Here is a 17,050-nt window from a genome sequence, read left to right as displayed (position 1 = left end):
TGCTTTTATAATTTTGTATTTACTTTAAGGAAATTCGTATATGAAGGAAAAACACCGTCTGCAACTGAAAGTGACAAGAAAACCCAACAAGATCATCGGGGATATCTCCCGGGTCATTACACGGCCCCATCTGCCGGATGATTCCCATCGCATATCCAGAATTATCGGGCGGATCATGGATCTGCCCGATGCGTTTGCCAATGATCTGATGGCAAAAATACTCAAAGACTTTTCAGGCCGGCACGAAGACCTTCATCATGTTTTTGATAAGCACCTGGACCGGGTAAGGGATTTTTTGCCCGAGCATGTATTACTCAAAGATGTTCAAAAGGAATTGATCGGTGCTTATTTTACAAAAGAATATGCCATAGAGTCGGCCGCACTTTTCAACCCGTCCATCGTGCCCCATCCGGATCAGACCGACCTTGAAAAAGGCAGCCTCAGGTTTGTCATGAGTCTGAGGGCCACGGGTGAAGGCCATATTTCTTCCATTGTGTTTCGAAGCGGAATTCTTGACCGGCACAACACCTTTCGGTTTGATCCGGTCAGTGAGTTTGTGGAAACCCCGGATTTAAAACAGGATTCTGTCTACAACCGATCCGTTTTCCAGCGGAAGCTGGATGAAATGAAGGCCAACAACGAAATCAGCACCTATATTCTCGGCCGCCTGCCCGAAGAATTCCTTTTTAAGGAACTTATCGAACAAATCCGTATCCTCAACGCAAATCCGCAATTTTCTGCAGCCAAACAGAAAACAACTTTTGGTTTTATGACCTGGCTTGCCGATTCCAATTATGAAGTGGACTTTCATGCTGATCACAGAATTTCCGAACGGGTCATCTTCCCGGTTTCGAGAAATGAGAGCCGGGGGATTGAAGATGCCCGGTTTGTTCAATTTTTCGATGATAACCAGGAGAGCACCTATTACGCCACCTATACGGCTTATAACGGGGTGACCATTTTACCCCAGTTGATCGAAACAAAGGATTTCATTCATTTCAAAATTCTGACACTCAACGGCAAGGCGGTCCAGAACAAGGGCATGGCCCTTTTCCCCCGGAAAATAAAGGGTCAATATGCCATGCTTTCCCGCCAGGGAGGCGAAAACAACCATATCATGTTTTCAGACAACCTGCATTTCTGGCAGACTTCCGAAGTGATCCAGGAACCTGAATACCCCTGGGAATTTTTCCAGATCGGCAATTGCGGATCCCCCGTAGAGACTGATAAAGGATGGATCGTACTGACCCACGGGGTCGGGCCCATGCGCCAGTATTGCATCGGCGCCATCCTGCTGGATCTGGAAAACCCGGCACGCGTCATTGCCCGCCTGGATGAACCGCTTCTGACCCCCAATGAGAAAGAACGGGAGGGATATGTCCCCAATGTGGTTTATTCCTGCGGTTCCATCATTCACCAGAAGGAACTGGTCATTCCATATGCCATGTCTGATGTTAATTCCGGTGTGGCAACCGTTGAAGTCAAAAAATTGATACAGTGTATGCATGCCGTCATGTAACCCATAAAAAAGGAGAAAAAGATATGAAAAAAGCAGCCGATAAAAATGCAATAGGCAAAAATGCACATCCGCCTGGATATTATGGCAGGAAAATGATGAGTGCCTCAGATTGGGCAGGATCGCAAATCCAGAAATGGCAGAGAGAAGAAAAAGAAAGAAAAAATCTTGAAGATTTTTCACAAAAAAACTGCATTTGTATCTCTCGGGGTGCGGGCGTCGGGGCTTTGGAGGTGGCGGAATTTTTGTCGGAAAGGACCGGATATCGTGTGATTGATAGAGAAATAATGGAATATATGGCAAATGATTCTACTTTGACTGAAAAGATCATTGAATTTTATGATGAACGGGTTCCGGGAAAGATGAGAGAATTGCTTGCAGCGCTCTCCATTGAAAAGAAATTCTTCAAAAACGATTATATCCAGCAGCTGGCAAAAACGGTTACCGCACTGGCACATGCTGAGCCGACGATATTTGTGGGCCGGGGAACCCACTTGATTCTGCCCCGTCATACGATTTTGTCCGTACAATTGATATGCAGCAGGAATCGCCGGATTGCGAGACTGTCAAATATGCTGGGTGTTGATGAAGGCGAAGCCGAGAAAAGAGTAAACATCATGGATGATGAACATCATGAATTTTTTAATGCCGTTTTTCTCAGGGAAAAAATTGCATCTGATGAATTTGATCTGGTCATTAATATGGATTTTTTTGATTCAGAATACCCGGTGGCTCAAATCATTGCATGTGCATTTGAACAAAAATTTCAGACTTTTTGAATGCTAAAACCCACAGACGTCGATGAGAGATAAGGAAAATCCAAATAAAGGTCACAAATGTTCGCCAGAGGAAAGGAGGTGATTAAGATGCCGGATAAAGATGGCACCGGACCAAAAGGTCAGGGCCCCAAAGACGGTAAAGGCAAGGGTAAGGGTAAGCGCACCGGACCTGGTCAGGGACCGATGACCGGAGGAAAGGAAGGAACCAGGAAAACAACCAAAAAGTAAGCCGGAGTACTGAACTTTCAACCCGCAGATCCAAATGACCACCGGCGTTAAACCGGTGGTCATTTGGTAGTAAAAGCCATTCGTTTGTCAGTTGTGGCATAAAGCTTGCTGTTAAATATTTCCGGTCAAAGAAAAATTTGCTTTATAACCCTTTAAATTGGAGAAATATTATGCAGCGGTTTATATTTCAGATGAGTTTTATTCTGGCGCTTGTTTTTGCCGGGATATGGTCGACGGGAACGGTACTCGCAGATAAACCCGAAAGGGGTGGCGATAAAAATCGGGAGAATCACAGATACGAAGAAAAACGTGAAAATCACAGATACGATAAAAAGCAAGAGAATTACAGAGATGAAGAAAGACGTGATAACCACAGATATGACAGGACGCCTAGGCAGGGGTCCTATGACGGGACAACCGGAAATGGAGACCGGAAGAGCGGGTACTTCAGCGAAAATAAAAAAAAATTCATCCACCAATATTATTCCGATCGATTTCGAAAAGGGCACTGCCCGCCGGGGTTGCTCAAAAAGGACAACGGGTGCCTCCCCCCCGGTCAAGCAAAAATGTGGAAAAAAGGGCAACCGCTTCCCAGAGAAGTGATCTTCTATGATCTTCCGTCAAGCATCCTTGATCAATTGGGAGAGCCGCCACCGCAACACCGCTTTGTGCGCGTGGCCCGGGATATCCTGCTGATTTCGACAGGAACAGGAATCGTGCTGGACGCTTTTGAGGATATCGGCCGGTAAAAAATAGGGAAAAATATGGGACAATATCATTTAAAAAACATGTTCAACCCCCGCCGCATCGCAGTGGTGGGGGCCAGTAAGAAAAAGGGAACCATCGGCCATGCGCTGATGAAAAATCTGATCGAGGGCGGATTTGCAGGAAAGATTCTGCCGGTGAATCCCAAATATAAAACCATAAAAGATCATGACTGCGTAAAATCGGTCCGTGATCTGATGCCGGGGGTGGATCTTGCCATTATTGCCACCCCCATTCACACGGCCATTGATATTGTGACAGACTGTGTCGAAAAAAAGATGCGCAGTGCGATTATTATTTCGGCCGGCGGCAGGGAAGTGGGGGACCAGGGCCGTGAAATCGAGGATCAGATTCAAAAGATTGCCTATGACGGCGGGCTTCGCATCCTGGGGTCCAACTGCATGGGGCTGATCCGGCCGGGGGTGAACCTCAATGCCGGGTTTGCCTCGGACATGCCCCGGGCCGGAAACCTGGCCGTTGTCTCCCAGAGCGGTGCCATATGCGGCGCCATTCTGGATATGGCCGCCAAAGAGCGCATGGGATTCAGCCATTTTGTGAGCATCGGGTCCATGCTGGACATCGATTTCGGCGACATGATCGATTATCTCGGAAATGATTCTTCGGCAAAAAGTATTTTATTGTATATTGAAAACCTGACAAATGTCCGCAAATTCATGAGTGCGGCCCGTTCCGTATCACGGGTGAAACCCATTATCGTGCTGAAATCCGGCAGAAGCCCTGCCGGTGAAAAAGCGGCGGCGTCTCACACCGGTGCCATGGCAGGAGAAGATGCCGTGTATGATGCGGCCTTTAAGCGGGCCGGTATCGTGCGGGTGGACTCCATTGAAGAACTCTTTGACTGTGCCGAGCTGATGGCCAAGCAACCGCGTCCCCGGGGCCCAAGGCTGGCGATCATCACCAATGGGGGCGGGCCCGGTGTCATGGCGGCGGATACCCTTGCCGGATATGGAAAAGCACCTGAACCGCTGGACCCTGAAACAATCCAGGCCCTGGATGCGTTCCTGCCGCCTTTCTGGAGCCGGGGAAACCCCATCGATATCCTGGGGGATGCAACGGCAGACCGGTTTGGCCGGGCCCTTTCAGCCTGCTTTCATTCAAAAAATCTGGATGGGGTCCTGGTCATTTTCGCCCCCCAGGCCATTGCCGATCCTTTACCCGTGGCAAAGATGCTGGCATCTGCCGTCAGCGGGCGCGAATACCCGGTCTTTGCCTGCTGGATGGGCGGGGAAAGTATTGAAAAGTCGGTGGCGGTTTTGAATGACGCCGGGATTCCGACCTATGATACGCCGGAACGGGCCGTCCGTTCCTTTTTATATATGGTGGAATATGCCGCCAATCTTGAAACGCTGATAGAAGTTCCCCCGAAAATGACCCGGAATATGGCATTTGATCAAAAAAAAGCCCGCAGCCTGATGGATGGGGTGCAGGAAGGCTTTATGCCGGAAGCGGATGCCGTGGAAATGCTCACGGCCTATGGTCTGCCTGTGATTACGACAAAAACGGCCGTAAATGAAGCACAAGCCTTGCGTATGGCCGGGGAAATCGGATTTCCGCTGGTCATGAAGCTTTTGTCACCCGATATCACCCACAAAACCGATGCCGGGGGCATCTGTCTGGATTTGCGGAGCAATGAAGATGTCAGCCGGGCCTTTCATCAAATTATGTCATCCGTCTTACAGTATAAACCGGATGCAGAAATTGAAGGTGTGACCCTCCAGCCTTATTTTTCCAACCCTGATTTTGAAATTTTAATGGGGGCCAAGCGGGATAAGGGGTTTGGTCCGGTGATCCTGTTCGGGATGGGCGGTATTTTTACGGAAGTATTAAAAGACCGGTCTCTGGGACTTCCGCCCATGAACCGGCTTCTGGCCTCGCGGCTCATGCAGGAAACCAAGGTTTACACCCTGTTAAAGGGATATCGAAACCGGCCTGCCGCGGATATGGAGAAGCTCGAAGAAATGATTATCCGGCTTTCCCAGCTTTTGATCGATTTCCCTCAAATTGCCGAGCTGGACATGAACCCCGTCCTGATCAAGGATGGCAGTCCCGTGGCAGTGGATGCCCGGATACGGATTTCCCCGACAGATGTCTGTTCTTCTCTTCATCTGGTGATCAGCCCCTACCCTGAAGAGGATGAATCCCATATGCGCAGTACGGACGGTCTTAAAATTTTCATCCGGCCGGTCAAGCCCGAGGATGCCCCTTTGTTTACGGCATTATTCAAAACATTGACGCCCACAACGATTTATTATCGGTTTTTCGGAGCATTGAAGGGGTTGAACCCTGAGCTGCTGGCCCGGTTCACCCAGATCGATTACGACCGGGAGATTGCCCTGGTGGCCCTGGATGAAACGGCTCAAACCGATGACAGCATGCTGGGGGTTGCCAGAATCATCGGTGAACCCGATGGAAAGACGGGTGAATTTTCCGTCCTGGTGAGGGATGCCTGGCAAGGCAAGGGAATCGGGTCGAGCCTTTTGGAAAGATGCCTGGCCATTGCCCGGAAACAGGGGTATGAAACGGTTCACGGGATTGTTCTGAGAGAGAACAGAAATATGCTGGCCCTGGGGAAAAAGCTGGGGTTTGAGATTGAAAAAGATCCCGACTCCTGTGACTGCAACCTGGTGATTCATTTCGGAAAACAGAACCTGAAACCAGAGGGCTTATTTCATTGAAAAAACCGTTTTCCGTTGCATCCCTGGCAGGCAAGGTGCAGGAAGTGCCGGCAAAAAATTCAGCTGAGGTTTGACAAGGATAATATGGCCGGAATCCGTTTTGTTCCTGGCAATCAGATCACATTGCTGGAGAATGGCGAAACATATTTCCCGGTCATGGAAGCGGCACTGGACCGGGCTAAACATGAGATTTTTCTGATCAGCTATATTTTTCAAAATGACACCATTGGACGACGTATCGCTGAAGCGCTTAAGCGGGCAGGGTTGCGTGGTGTGAAAACCCGCGTGCTGATTGATGGATTCGGTTCGGACAGTCTGCCGGAAACCATGGTCGCTGCCCTCGATGCCGCCGGGGTGATGGTGATGAAGTTCCGGCCCGGGATATCTCCCTGGACATTTCGGCGCCGGAGGCTGCGTCGGTTGCACCGGAAAATTGTGATTGTCGATCAGACCGCGGCATTCGTGGGAGGCATAAATATTGTCGATGATTTTGATACCCCCGATCAGCCCTCGCCCCGGTATGACTACGCGGTACATGTAAAAGGACCGCTGATCCGGGATATCCTTATGTCCACCCAACGGTTGTGGTCCCGGGTGATCCAAACCCGTCTTCGTATCCGGCCCCGTTTCAGCACCCGGGACCTTGAAACGCAGCCTGGAAAAGGCGATGGCTGCCGGAGCGTGTCAGATCCGACCCAATCGCTGGAAACGCCAATCCATTCGGCTTCGCATGGTGAGCTGGCTGTGCTATGGCCTGGTCCGGTTCATGACAGGAATGACGGGGTATGCCCCGGGCAAGGATTCCGGATAGGTCATATATGGCCATTTGACCATATGCGATCTATTTTTAAAATGGTTTTCTTCTCTGACCATGATCCATATAACGTGAGGGGTATTTTAAAATGAGATCTGACCATGAATAAACTCAAGCAAATCTGGAGTAATCTGCGGTCAAGCTTTTGGTTTGCACCTTCGCTGATTGTTGCCGTCAGCATCGCCATTGCGGTGGCTTTGGTTGAAGCGGGTTCCATTGGAAGTGACCAATGGCTGGCCCGCTGGCCGCGCCTGTTTGGCGTCGGTGCGGAAGGCGCGCGCGGGATGTTGTCCACGATTGCCGGCTCGATGATGACCGTGGTGGGGGTCACGTTTTCGATGGTTCTGATGACGTTGGCGCTGGCTTCGAGCCAGTACACCTCGCGCATCCTGCGGAACTTCATGCGTGACCGCGTCACCCAGGTCGTTCTCGGAATTTTCACGGGTATTTTCACCTATTGCCTGATTGTATTGCGCACCATCCGCGGTGGCGAGGAGAGCGGGTTTATTCCTAACATAGCTGTGTCTTTCGGTGTGTTTCTGGCAATCGGCGGCATCAGCGTCCTCATTTTTTTCATTCATCACATCGCTTCTTCGATCCAGGCATCGACCATCATCGCCTCGGTGGCTGCCGAAACCATGGTGGCTGTTGACCGGCATTTTCCAGACAAGCTTGGAAAAGGACAGGTTGACGGCGAGGAGGTTCAATCACCGCTCCCTCTGTCGGGGTGTCGCTGGCAGGCAGTCGCAGCCAGGGGGAATGGGTATATCCAAAACGTGGATATTGCAACACTCCTGCGATTGGCGCGGGAACACCAGACCATCGTACGGATGGAACAAAGCATCGGTGAGTTTGTGGTCCATGGCACCACGCTGGCTTCGCTTGCCCTGGAGGATCCTCTGGAAAAAGAGATCATCGCCGACCTGCAGGCGGCATACAGCATCAACCGGTACCGCATGGTGGAACACGATTCTGCTTTCGGCATCCGGCAGATCGTGGATATTGCGCTGCGGTCACTTTCCCCCAGCATCAACGACACCACGACGGCCGTGATGTGTGTGGATTATCTGACGGCGATTCTGGCGCGACTGGCGCCTAAAAAAACACCCGCCTCGCGCCACTACGAGGAAGGGGAACTGAGGGTGATCACCATCGGACCGACCTTTGAAGATTTACTGGCCGAATCGTTCGATCAAATTCGAAGCAGCGCCACAGGCAATGTCGCCATCATGTTGCGGATTCTCGGGGCGCTTCAAACCATCGCCGTTATGACGGACAGCCCGGGCCGTCGACAGGCGCTATACGATCAAGTGCGATGGATCAGTGAACTGGCGGAACGCACCCTCGAGTCGGCCCATGACCGTGCGAGGATCGATACGCGGCTGGTGCGCGTGTACGAAGCGCTCGAAGCGTAATCTGCTTTATGCGCAGGGAAAGAAAAACAAACCAAGGAAAAAATTAAAAAAATAAGCCGGATTTGAAAACGAGAAGGGAGTTACCCATGGACAGCGATAAACTCAGATCAGTTGCAAGAGCAATTGTCTCGAAACAGAAGGGCGTGCTTGGTGGCGGACGAAAGCAATCCCACGATCAAAAAGCGCTTTGATTCGATATGGATGGTGCCCACGACATCGAACGATGTGAAGTGGTCACATCCAGGGTTCTCAATGCCGTGTTTACTGCGCTTGATGCCCACCGCGTGCTGTTCGAGGGTATGTTGTTAAAGCCGAATATGGTTATTGGCGGCATGAAATGCGCACGTCAGGAAAGCGTGCAGCGGATTGCCGAGGCCACTGTTCGTTGCATGATCCGCTATGTGCCGGCGGCTGTTCCTGGAATCATATTCCTGTCCGGTGGGCAGAGCGCGGAAGACGCCACTGATCACCTGAACGCCATAAACAGAATGGGGCCGCATCCGTGGCAGGTCAGTTTCTCTTATGGCCGTGCGCTGCAAGCGCCGGTGCTTGAAACCTGGAAAGGGCAGGAATGCAATGTGGCTGCCGCCCAGAAGACCTTCTTAAAACGTTGCAGGTTAAACAGTCTGGCTCGCGAAGGAAAGTATGCTCAGGTAATGGAAATTGCTGAATAATCGGCATGATCGGCATGATTTGAAAAGGATTTGAATTTGGATGGTCGAAAATATTCATCACAAGAAGATAAGGGGTGGTGGCGTGTTGAAATGTAAATGATCGGCTCATTAATCAGGATGTAAGTTATGACTGAGCTGATGCTTATCGGGGATTTGAACGTTATCGATGTTCAGTGGATCATCCAGTACCGCATCGAAGACCCGATCCGCTATCTGTTTCAAGTCCGCGCCAGATCCGCTCAACAGCCTACCGCCAGGTGCAGGAGGTCCAGGGCAAACCCGACGCTGAAGCGACTCAGATCTACGGCCGGGGCCTACGCGGACGAAATTTACCAGGCTTTTTGAACATTTATTCCGGGCATTGGAAAGTGTTTGATATTCAGCGTATATATACGGCCTCCCGTTTGAATGACTGTTGCAGCAAGAATGGCATCATTAACATCAATTCCATGGCTTGGATTCCATTTTCGGTATAATATTGCTGCATTATCAACGATTTCCTGATCGACTGACCTTGTTTTAATCTGGGATAAAAACAACTTTGTATCTTGTTCCTCTTCCGGCTTCATAAAGAAAACGACTTCTGCTCGTTGTATAGCTCCAGTATAAAGGTCATACTGTTCCTCATCACGAAGCTGTAACAACAAATCTCTGGCTTTTTGTTCCCCCCGCAGGTGCCAGATCAAAACATCAGAATCAATATATGCTCTCATTGATGGTGCCTTTTCATGGATTCATTAAACGCAGAACGCGCTTTTGAAACACTTTCCTGTACGGTCTCACTTCTTTTCCAGGCGCCACACGTTTTATCAAAAATATTAATTTTTTTTTCTAACCCTTTCTGTTCTGAGTAGTGTTTTATTGCTGCTTCAATAATTGCCTTTTTAGTCGTATTCAGTTCTTTGGCCAAAATGCCGACTTGTTGAATAATCGCTTCATCTACCCTTGCTGACAAAATTTTGTCCATAAACAACCTCACTAAAAAACGTTTACAATCATACGTAAGATTACCATGCTTGAGTTTTGAGTTCAAGAAGTTTGCCATGCCAGTTTCTTTCATGAAAATTGTTCAAATGAAATTCAATGTTATGGCAGCCAAAAGTATCGGAAATGCTATAGATGGCATTTCCGATACTTTTTCATCCACCCATGGCATGGGTCATTTTAGGCTGGAAATTCCACTGAAAAAAAATCCTGGACCGAAAGCGAACTGGAATGGAACCTCAAGGTCACAGCTGGGCCGGGGACTGCGGCTAAAAAACAAGAAAATGAGGAGGAGAAAATGGCGACGTTAATCAAAATAGGAAATTCTCAAGGTATCCGCATTCCAAAGGCGATAATCAATCAAGCACGATTAGAAGACAAACAATTGGAATTTAAAATAATCGACGACGGATTGTTAATTCAAACTGTTAAGAAGAATAGAGAAGGCTGGAAAGAACAATTTGATAAAGCCCTTAAATCCCGGGAATCAAGCGAAGTGGATCAGGAGTGGTTGGATGCCCCATTGGTAGATGAAGAGGACTGGGAATGGCAAAAAAGGATTGATCTTACTTGACCAAATGAGAGCTGTTGACAAATCCAGGTTACGTCAAAAACTTGGTGTCATTTCCCAAAGCGCGAAGATTAAAATTATCAATTGTTTGCAAGAGTTTTTCGCGTATTAGTGCCTTATTCCTTTGTTTCTGTCAAAATTGGGTTCCAATGTTTGGACTTCAGCATTCGTCATCATCGATCCCTCCAAGGGTCTTTTCCAGCTTCTCATTTATCTTCGGAAATGTTGAAGTCAGGGTAATATTTTTTGGCACATTCCTGGCAGATACCATGACTGAACTGAGCATCTGAATGTTCATGGATATATTTTTCAATTTGATTCCAATATCCTTTGTCATCACGTATTTTCTTGCAATGTGAACAGATGGGGAGCATTCCCTTCAATTGCTTTACTTCGCTTAATGCTTTTTCCGCTTTTTCTTTCTGCTCGACTAAACTGTTTGTATGCTTTTGAATTCTGTTCTCATAGGATGATATTAAACGACCCAGCTGCCTTTCAAAAAACACGATCACCACAATTGATATCAGGGAAGCAAAAAATGCAATCGAAAACGAACGAAGCTTTTGCCTGTCAAGTGTCTGTTGCATCTTTCGGGTTTCTTTCTCAATAAGCTGATCCACATCATCAAGATAAACACCCGTTGCAACGACCCAGTCATATGGCTTGTAGAGCTTGGCAAAGGTCATCTTATGCGCGATTTTTTCTGAATTCATTTTTTTGAAATAATATTCAAAATACAACTCCCCATTCTTTTTAACCCCGTTCAGTTCTTCTTCGTAAGGGCGGCCTCCCTTGATATCCATAGTATGGGTAGAGAGCCACGTCCCTTCGGTTTCGGGAAGATTGGGATGGATCTGGCGTACCGCATAGTTGTCACCACCCTTATAATCAACAATACGATTGACCCATACATAGCCGTCATCGATAAGACGCATCTTTCGAATATATTTGCTGATACGATCTACGCTTTCAGATTTTATCTGTTCTTTCGTCAGATTCTTGGAAGCATATTCGTGACTGACCTGAGCCCTTTCCTGCTGAATATAATATATTGTCCGTTCAACTGAGTTCCGCAGAAACCTTTTTTTTTCATCTATGATAGATGTCGATAACTGATTGATTTTATCAGAGTATTCCTGGTTCAAACTATGTGAGTAAATGAATGAAAGGACAACTGCGAGTAGAATGATTCCCGACACGGAACCGATATAAAAAAAGAATCTGATTCTGTTTTTTTCTATCCCCACAAAGGGTTGTTCGCTGTTTTTTAACATGTTCAACCTCTACTTGCCTTGCCGGTCCAGAATCTCCCTGACTTTTATCAAAAGGTCTTTCGGCCGGAAAGGTTTGTGGATGAAGTCAAAAACGTCCTTTGTCATTTCTTTTTTCGTGATGTTATTCATGGCATATCCGCTTGCAAAGAGCACTTTCATCCGGGGATCCATTTTTCTGACCACCTCACAGACCTCTTTACCGTTTTTCTTGGGCATGATCATATCCAGCATAACCAGGCTGATACGTTCCCTGTTCTCCATAAATTTCGTGACCGCATCTTGTCCGTCTTTTGCGAGGATAACACTGTAACCAGAGGACCCCAGCACGGTTTTGATCAATTTTCTCAGGGACGTCTCGTCCTCGGCTACCAGGACGGTCTCATTCCCGCCCATCACAGGGGCGGCGGCATCCGCCTTTTTGTCCCCGGTTGCTGTTTCCTGGCTCAGGGGCAAAGATATTTTAAAAATCGTGCCTTGTCCCGGTTCGCTGTAAACGTTGATGTATCCGTTATGCTGTTTTATAATTCCATAGGAAACGGCAAGGCCGAGCCCGGTCCCTTTGCCAACGTCTTTTGTGGTAAAAAAAGGGTCGAATATCTTTTTCTGAGTTTCCGCATCCATTCCCGGCCCTGTATCCGCAACCGTGATCCGCACATACCTGCCGGGCTTTCCATATCCGTATGCGGCAACGGATTCTTCATCCATTTCACTGAGCCCGGTGCCGATGGTCAGCCGACCGCCCTCAGGCATTGCGTCTCTGGCGTTTGTGGCAAGGTTTATCAGCACCTGTTCTATCTCTCCGGCGTCCGCCAGCACGGTCAAGGGCCTGTTCGTAAGATCCAAATGAAATTCGATACTTTCTCTGATTATCCGGACAAGCAATTTCTGTAAATCAAAGATCAGTTTATTGATATTGACGGATTTTACGTCAACAATCCGTTTTCGGCTGAAGACAAGCAGTTTTCGGATAAGTTCCGCAGCCCTGTCAGCAGCAGTGAGCACTTCATTCATGTTTTTCATTATAGGGCTGCCGGGGTCCAGCCTGTCCTTTACCATGGTGCCATACCCCATGATCACATTGAGTATGTTGTTGAAATCATGGGCAATGCCGCCTGTCAGCGAACCGACAGCCTCCATCTTCTGGGCCTGGCGCAGTTGGGATTCAAGATTTCGATGCCGGGTGGCGTCCCGGATGTTGCATTGAATCAGATCTGCCTTGTCAACCATATAAATGTCACAATATAAAACTTCCCCTGTCTTCTTATGTATCGGCGTATCGTTGTAATGAAAAATGCCGTTCTGCTCCAAGGCCTGCAATAACACTTGAATCGTTCCCATATGATCCGGAAAACCGACATCCTTTAATTTTTTTCCGAAGAATTCGCTGGCGGAATAACCCAGCATCGACGTGACAGCCGGGTTGGCCTGGGCGATATTTCCTTCGCTTTTTTCCAGAAGCAATATCCCGTCGTTTGCGGTTTCAAAAAGACGTCTGTAGCGCTTTTCAGATTCCTTCAATACGATTTCCAGTTGCCTGCGCTCGGTAATGTCCTCGATGGCCAGAAGGATGATCTGCCCCTTGCCCACGGCCTGTTCAATCTGCCGGGCATTCAAAAGCATAATGCGCCTGCCGATGCTGACAAAATTGTGTTCAACCTCATAGTTGTCAAACGGGTTTTTTTCCGGGAGAACTTTTTCTAGCAGTTCTTTTAACCGGGGAATATCCCATTGTCCGTTGCCAAGATCATAGACAAAACTGCCTAAAGTTTCTTTTCGCGTTACCTTGAATGAATCAATGAAACTGCGGTTTGCCAAGATGACCTTCAGGTCTGAATCCAGGACCAAAAGGGGTTCATGTATTGTCTCTACGATATCCCGGGATAGCTGGTCTATCAGAATTTCTTTCATAGCTCACCTCTTTTTTATATATTAAAATCAAGTTGTGTGCCATGCCGGAAATACCACCAGGTACATTGTCATCATCCTGTTGAAATATATCGGAAATCTTAATCGCCGGCCTCTTTTCCACACAGGAAAAAAACACGGAATAAGGCCATATCCGACCTTGGGTCACATATGACCTTATTTTTGAAACGCGTTCTGCACGGTTGGCCTGTCTGAGCGATCGAAATCTCCGATAGATTTTTCATCCTGGGAAGACAGGGGCCAGACCATGGGGCCTTGCCCGCCGTGCTTTTCAGCCATCTGGGCCACGGCGAAACCCCGGGATAAATCTCCTAAATATTTCAAATGATGTTTCAAGACTCTCCGCTTTGACAAGGCATTCACCCGGATCTGCAATCAATTGTCTCCTTGGCCACTTCTTCGATCTGGTTGGCGTTCATGATATCCAAATCGAACAGTATTTATCCTACCTGGCGGTGAGTTCCGAACTCTACCGGGCTTGATTCGGTTTAATCATTTCACAAAGAAGTTCTTCCAAATTTGTTTTACCATGGATATCATGAGGGAACAGGGGTATCTGACTTATATGCATTGTTGAAAATTTCCTGATAATCTTTTCAATATAGAATTTTTGACTTTTTTGTTTGATAACACAGACAGGACAGTCAGTATCAGGCAATACCATATTAATGAAAACATGGTTTAAGGGAATTTTTGCTTTTATCAAATAGGCATAAAGGTTTTCAGATTCCAGCAACCCCATGGCCTCAGGGATTACAACCATCATAAAAGCTGTCTTTTTTGAATCTGTCAGGGTTTCCTGAATTCTTCTTGTGTTTTTGGACAGATCAAGGGCTTTTTGTGCAGACCGGGTTAATTTAACAATGCCCTCATACTTTATCAATAAATTGAAAAGGGTCTTAAGCCACTGCCGTACCAGTTCAGGAAGTTCTAAAAATCTCAATAAATGGCCGGTTGGAGAAGAATCGATAATAATCATATCAAATTCATTTTTCTGTTTCAGATCCATGATTGTATCTATTGCCATAATCTCATCCAATCCCGGCGGTGCCATGGAAAAGAGCCCGGCCATTACCTGCCTGTCAAATTTGATATCCATGCCTTTGACAAAGAATCGCTCAAACATTGAATGGATATCTTTTTTATAGGAATCCTTGAAATCTTTGAACAATTGGTCGGCATTCATCTCCATGGCCCAGAGGTTGCGATTGACAGCCGTCATGCAATTACCTATTTTCATATCCAGACTATCTGAAAGGGAATGGGCAGGGTCAGTGGAAAAAAGCAATATTTTTTTATCCTGAAACAGACTGGATAAATAAAGGCCAATGGTTGAAGCAACACTTGTTTTGCCCACTCCCCCCTTTCCACCGACAATAATAAACTGGATATCAGGATCAATATCCAGATTTGATTTTTTCATTGTCTGGCCAACATCCTGGATCATGGATTCATGTTTCTTTTGCCCGGGTTTTTTGCAAAAGGCATTTAAATCGCCTGTCAGATAATCTCCAAGCAGGGACAGATCATTGTATCCTTTGATTTCGTCCTGAACATTCTCAACAAAGATCAAATCAAATCTTGAAAATTCCTTTTGAATCTGAAGTATGGGGTCTGCCTGTTGAAGCTTTCGTGCAGTACAGAACGTACAGTCGTTCTGCTTTGCTATGTGGTTGACAATAATCTCCTTAACCGGAATATGTATTTCAAGCAAAGAGGCCACCAGTTTTTGAGTCTCATGGATACTCATGGATTCAGGGATCATGACAGGAATAAACCGTGTTATCTGCTGGTCCTTTAATAAATGGTTAACCTGCTGGATCTTTTGAGTTAATCCTTCCAGAAAAAAATCACATTCATCTTTGACATATTTTCGCCTGGTAAATTGTGCAGCCATGTAACGATGTTTTTCAAGCATCATATCCATAACCTGTATCCATTTTTCCATTTGCAATGGAAGATTCAACATGCGCAGGGTATGACCCGTGGGGGCTGTATCAAGTATGAGCACATCAAAGATGTTTTCAGATATTAACCGGGCAACTTCGATAATTGCCATTACTTCATCCATGCCTGGCAATGAAAGTTCAAAAAATTCAGTGATATCTTTTTGATCAAAATAGGTGCCTCGATCAGCAATTTTTTTCATGATATCACCATTTTCAATTTTGAATTGTACTGCCAGCTCCTGTGCATCCAACTGTCTTGCATATAAATTTGATTTTTGATTATCGTTTAAAACAAGACGGGTGTTCTGGTTATCCAATTTTACTCCAAACCCGTGAGAAAGGGAATGGGCAGGATCCGTGGAAATAATCATAATTTTCTTTGAGGGGCGGGTCTTTGCAAGAAGAACCGCGGCAGCACTTGACATGGTTGTTTTACCCGTTCCCCCTTTTCCGCCAAAAACAAGCAGGCGCAAATTTGAATTTTCCAGATATTCCGGCGGTTTTCCCATCAGATTCAGGCCTCCTTATCCAGATTTTCAAGACTTAAATGGTATGCTTTTTTAAACAATCTTATTTCAAGCAGATTGTTCTTCAAATAGACCTTATGATTATCAAACACAGCCTCCTGTGAAATCGTGATCCTTTCAAGCCATTTTGATCCGATTTTTCTGGACTCTACAATCAATTCATTATGATCCAGTGATATTTTTAAATCTGATTTTTCTAATTTTTTCACTTCCATGATAATCTGAAAATAATTTTTTTCATCAAAGATATCCAAGAGCCGGTCGTGACTCCATTTTTCCTGCACTCCTGCAAGCCACCAGGAAAATAGAATGGTCTGGCCCGTATGCGTGTCAACCCTGGATCGCTCAAATAACATGATCGGACACCCTAAAAGCCTTTGGGCAACAGGATTTATGGCATCCTTGATATTTGTAAGCACCTCCATATGATTGGCAGCATCTGTAATCTGGGCCAGCTGATCTATCCTGGCATAGCCTTTCTCCTTGAGAAACCACAATATTGTCTTGCAATTATCATCAAGCCTTTTTGCAATCATTTTAATACAATTATCATCAACTTTTAAAAGAGTTGACTGGAAAAGCCTGCTGTTCCATGTGTGCAAACCATTGACCACCATCCGTAAAACTCCATGGCAATTAAGATCCTTATCATTATAATGAACGCACAAAATCTCTCTTTTACGTAATATATAATATTGGTTTTCAATGGATAGTTTAAAAACAGCTTGAAGATCGATCTCAAAAACAACTTTTTTCAGCTGACAGAGAATAAGTCTTTTTGTTGTAAGAAAAATATGTGCAGGCTTCCATCCATAGAGAGACAATCGTTTAAACCCGCCCTGATCTTCCAGTATGATCTGTTCACCAGGATACAAAAAAGGTCTGTTCATTTTCAAAAAACGCATGGTGCTGTGTAGAGGCCGAATACGCAT

Annotated in this window: 18 protein-coding genes; 11 read left to right on the top strand and 7 right to left on the bottom strand. The window is 46.5% G+C overall.

Annotation, left to right across the window (positions count from 1 at the left end):
- Nucleotides 1-40: 40 nt before the first annotated feature.
- The 8 genes from K365_RS0123675 (at nt 41) to K365_RS26165 (ending at nt 8,887) form a co-directional block, all read left to right on the top strand.
- A complete protein-coding gene (locus K365_RS0123675; protein WP_029725749.1) occupies nt 41-1,519 on the top strand; it encodes a glycoside hydrolase family 130 protein in 1,479 nt (492 codons plus the stop codon).
- 23 nt (nt 1,520-1,542) lie between these two features.
- Nucleotides 1,543-2,295, top strand: coding sequence for a cytidylate kinase-like family protein (locus tag K365_RS0123670; RefSeq protein ID WP_024336610.1), 753 nt, complete (start codon nt 1,543-1,545; stop codon nt 2,293-2,295).
- 87 nt (nt 2,296-2,382) lie between these two features.
- Complete coding sequence (locus K365_RS28165) at nt 2,383-2,523, top strand: hypothetical protein (protein ID WP_156887788.1); 141 nt, start codon at nt 2,383-2,385, stop codon at nt 2,521-2,523.
- A 170-nt stretch (nt 2,524-2,693) separates the two neighbouring features.
- Nucleotides 2,694-3,272 (top strand): hypothetical protein, encoded by a 579-nt coding sequence (locus K365_RS0123660; protein WP_024336609.1) that lies wholly within the window; start codon nt 2,694-2,696, stop codon nt 3,270-3,272.
- Between the two features lie 15 nt (nt 3,273-3,287).
- Nucleotides 3,288-5,984 carry a bifunctional acetate--CoA ligase family protein/GNAT family N-acetyltransferase gene (locus tag K365_RS0123655; protein ID WP_024336608.1) on the top strand — a complete coding sequence of 899 codons (2,697 nt, stop codon included), beginning with the start codon at nt 3,288-3,290 and terminating at the stop codon, nt 5,982-5,984.
- Between the two features lie 84 nt (nt 5,985-6,068).
- Nucleotides 6,069-6,890, top strand: coding sequence for a phospholipase D-like domain-containing protein (locus K365_RS26970; RefSeq protein ID WP_051147904.1), 822 nt, complete (start codon nt 6,069-6,071; stop codon nt 6,888-6,890).
- Between the two features lie 9 nt (nt 6,891-6,899).
- Nucleotides 6,900-8,213 (top strand): DUF2254 domain-containing protein, encoded by a 1,314-nt coding sequence (locus tag K365_RS0123645; RefSeq protein WP_024336606.1) that lies wholly within the window; start codon nt 6,900-6,902, stop codon nt 8,211-8,213.
- Between the two features lie 197 nt (nt 8,214-8,410).
- Nucleotides 8,411-8,887, top strand: coding sequence for a class I fructose-bisphosphate aldolase (locus tag K365_RS26165; protein ID WP_024336605.1), 477 nt, complete (start codon nt 8,411-8,413; stop codon nt 8,885-8,887).
- Nucleotides 8,888-9,216: 329 nt separating this feature from the next.
- Here K365_RS26165 and K365_RS0123630 read toward each other — a convergent pair whose 3' ends face one another.
- Both K365_RS0123630 and K365_RS0123625 read right to left on the bottom strand, forming a co-directional pair.
- On the bottom strand, nt 9,217-9,600 hold the full coding sequence (locus tag K365_RS0123630) for a PIN domain-containing protein (protein ID WP_024336603.1): 384 nt from the start codon (nt 9,598-9,600) through the stop codon (nt 9,217-9,219).
- Complete coding sequence (locus K365_RS0123625; protein WP_156887787.1) at nt 9,597-9,854, bottom strand: hypothetical protein; 258 nt, start codon at nt 9,852-9,854, stop codon at nt 9,597-9,599. Before K365_RS0123625 ends, K365_RS0123630 begins: the two co-directional genes overlap by 4 nt.
- Nucleotides 9,855-9,930: 76 nt before the next feature.
- Here K365_RS0123625 and K365_RS0123620 point away from each other — a divergent pair, with 76 nt between their 5' ends.
- The 3 genes from K365_RS0123620 to K365_RS27665 are packed head-to-tail and all read left to right on the top strand — an operon-like array spanning nt 9,931 to nt 10,554.
- Nucleotides 9,931-10,182 (top strand): hypothetical protein, encoded by a 252-nt coding sequence (locus tag K365_RS0123620; protein WP_024336601.1) that lies wholly within the window; start codon nt 9,931-9,933, stop codon nt 10,180-10,182.
- Nucleotides 10,170-10,445: an AbrB/MazE/SpoVT family DNA-binding domain-containing protein gene (locus tag K365_RS28320; protein WP_024336600.1), complete on the top strand. Its 276-nt coding sequence runs from the start codon at nt 10,170-10,172 to the stop codon at nt 10,443-10,445. The genes K365_RS0123620 and K365_RS28320 overlap by 13 nt, the downstream gene beginning before the upstream one ends.
- Nucleotides 10,402-10,554 carry a type II toxin-antitoxin system PemK/MazF family toxin gene (locus K365_RS27665; protein ID WP_156887785.1) on the top strand — a complete coding sequence of 51 codons (153 nt, stop codon included), beginning with the start codon at nt 10,402-10,404 and terminating at the stop codon, nt 10,552-10,554. The genes K365_RS28320 and K365_RS27665 overlap by 44 nt, the downstream gene beginning before the upstream one ends.
- A gap of 94 nt (nt 10,555-10,648) precedes the next feature.
- On the opposite strand, the gene K365_RS28575 is transcribed toward K365_RS27665, so the two are convergent.
- The 5 genes from K365_RS28575 to K365_RS0123590 all read right to left on the bottom strand — a co-directional run bounded on the left by K365_RS28575 (nt 10,649) and on the right by K365_RS0123590 (nt 17,050).
- Complete coding sequence (locus K365_RS28575) at nt 10,649-11,716, bottom strand: cache domain-containing protein (protein WP_024336599.1); 1,068 nt, start codon at nt 11,714-11,716, stop codon at nt 10,649-10,651.
- A gap of 9 nt (nt 11,717-11,725) precedes the next feature.
- The gene (locus K365_RS0123605; protein ID WP_024336598.1) at nt 11,726-13,624 is read right to left on the bottom strand and encodes a PAS domain-containing hybrid sensor histidine kinase/response regulator; all 1,899 of its coding nucleotides are present in this window, start codon (nt 13,622-13,624) and stop codon (nt 11,726-11,728) included.
- 174 nt (nt 13,625-13,798) lie between these two features.
- Entirely contained in the window at nt 13,799-13,978 is a 180-nt protein-coding gene (locus K365_RS0123600; protein WP_156887784.1) for a hypothetical protein, read from the bottom strand.
- Nucleotides 13,979-14,111: 133 nt separating this feature from the next.
- Nucleotides 14,112-16,100 (bottom strand): ArsA family ATPase, encoded by a 1,989-nt coding sequence (locus K365_RS0123595; protein WP_024336596.1) that lies wholly within the window; start codon nt 16,098-16,100, stop codon nt 14,112-14,114.
- A 5-nt stretch (nt 16,101-16,105) separates the two neighbouring features.
- Nucleotides 16,106-17,050 carry an Hsp20/alpha crystallin family protein gene (locus K365_RS0123590; protein WP_024336595.1) on the bottom strand — a complete coding sequence of 315 codons (945 nt, stop codon included), beginning with the start codon at nt 17,048-17,050 and terminating at the stop codon, nt 16,106-16,108.

Origin of the sequence: Desulfotignum balticum DSM 7044, from assembly GCF_000421285.1 — a bacterium.
GTDB classification, from domain to species: Bacteria; Desulfobacterota; Desulfobacteria; order Desulfobacterales; family Desulfobacteraceae; genus Desulfotignum; species Desulfotignum balticum.
The sequence above is the reverse complement of the archived record's forward strand: the minus strand, read 5'-3'. Positions and strand labels throughout refer to the sequence as shown.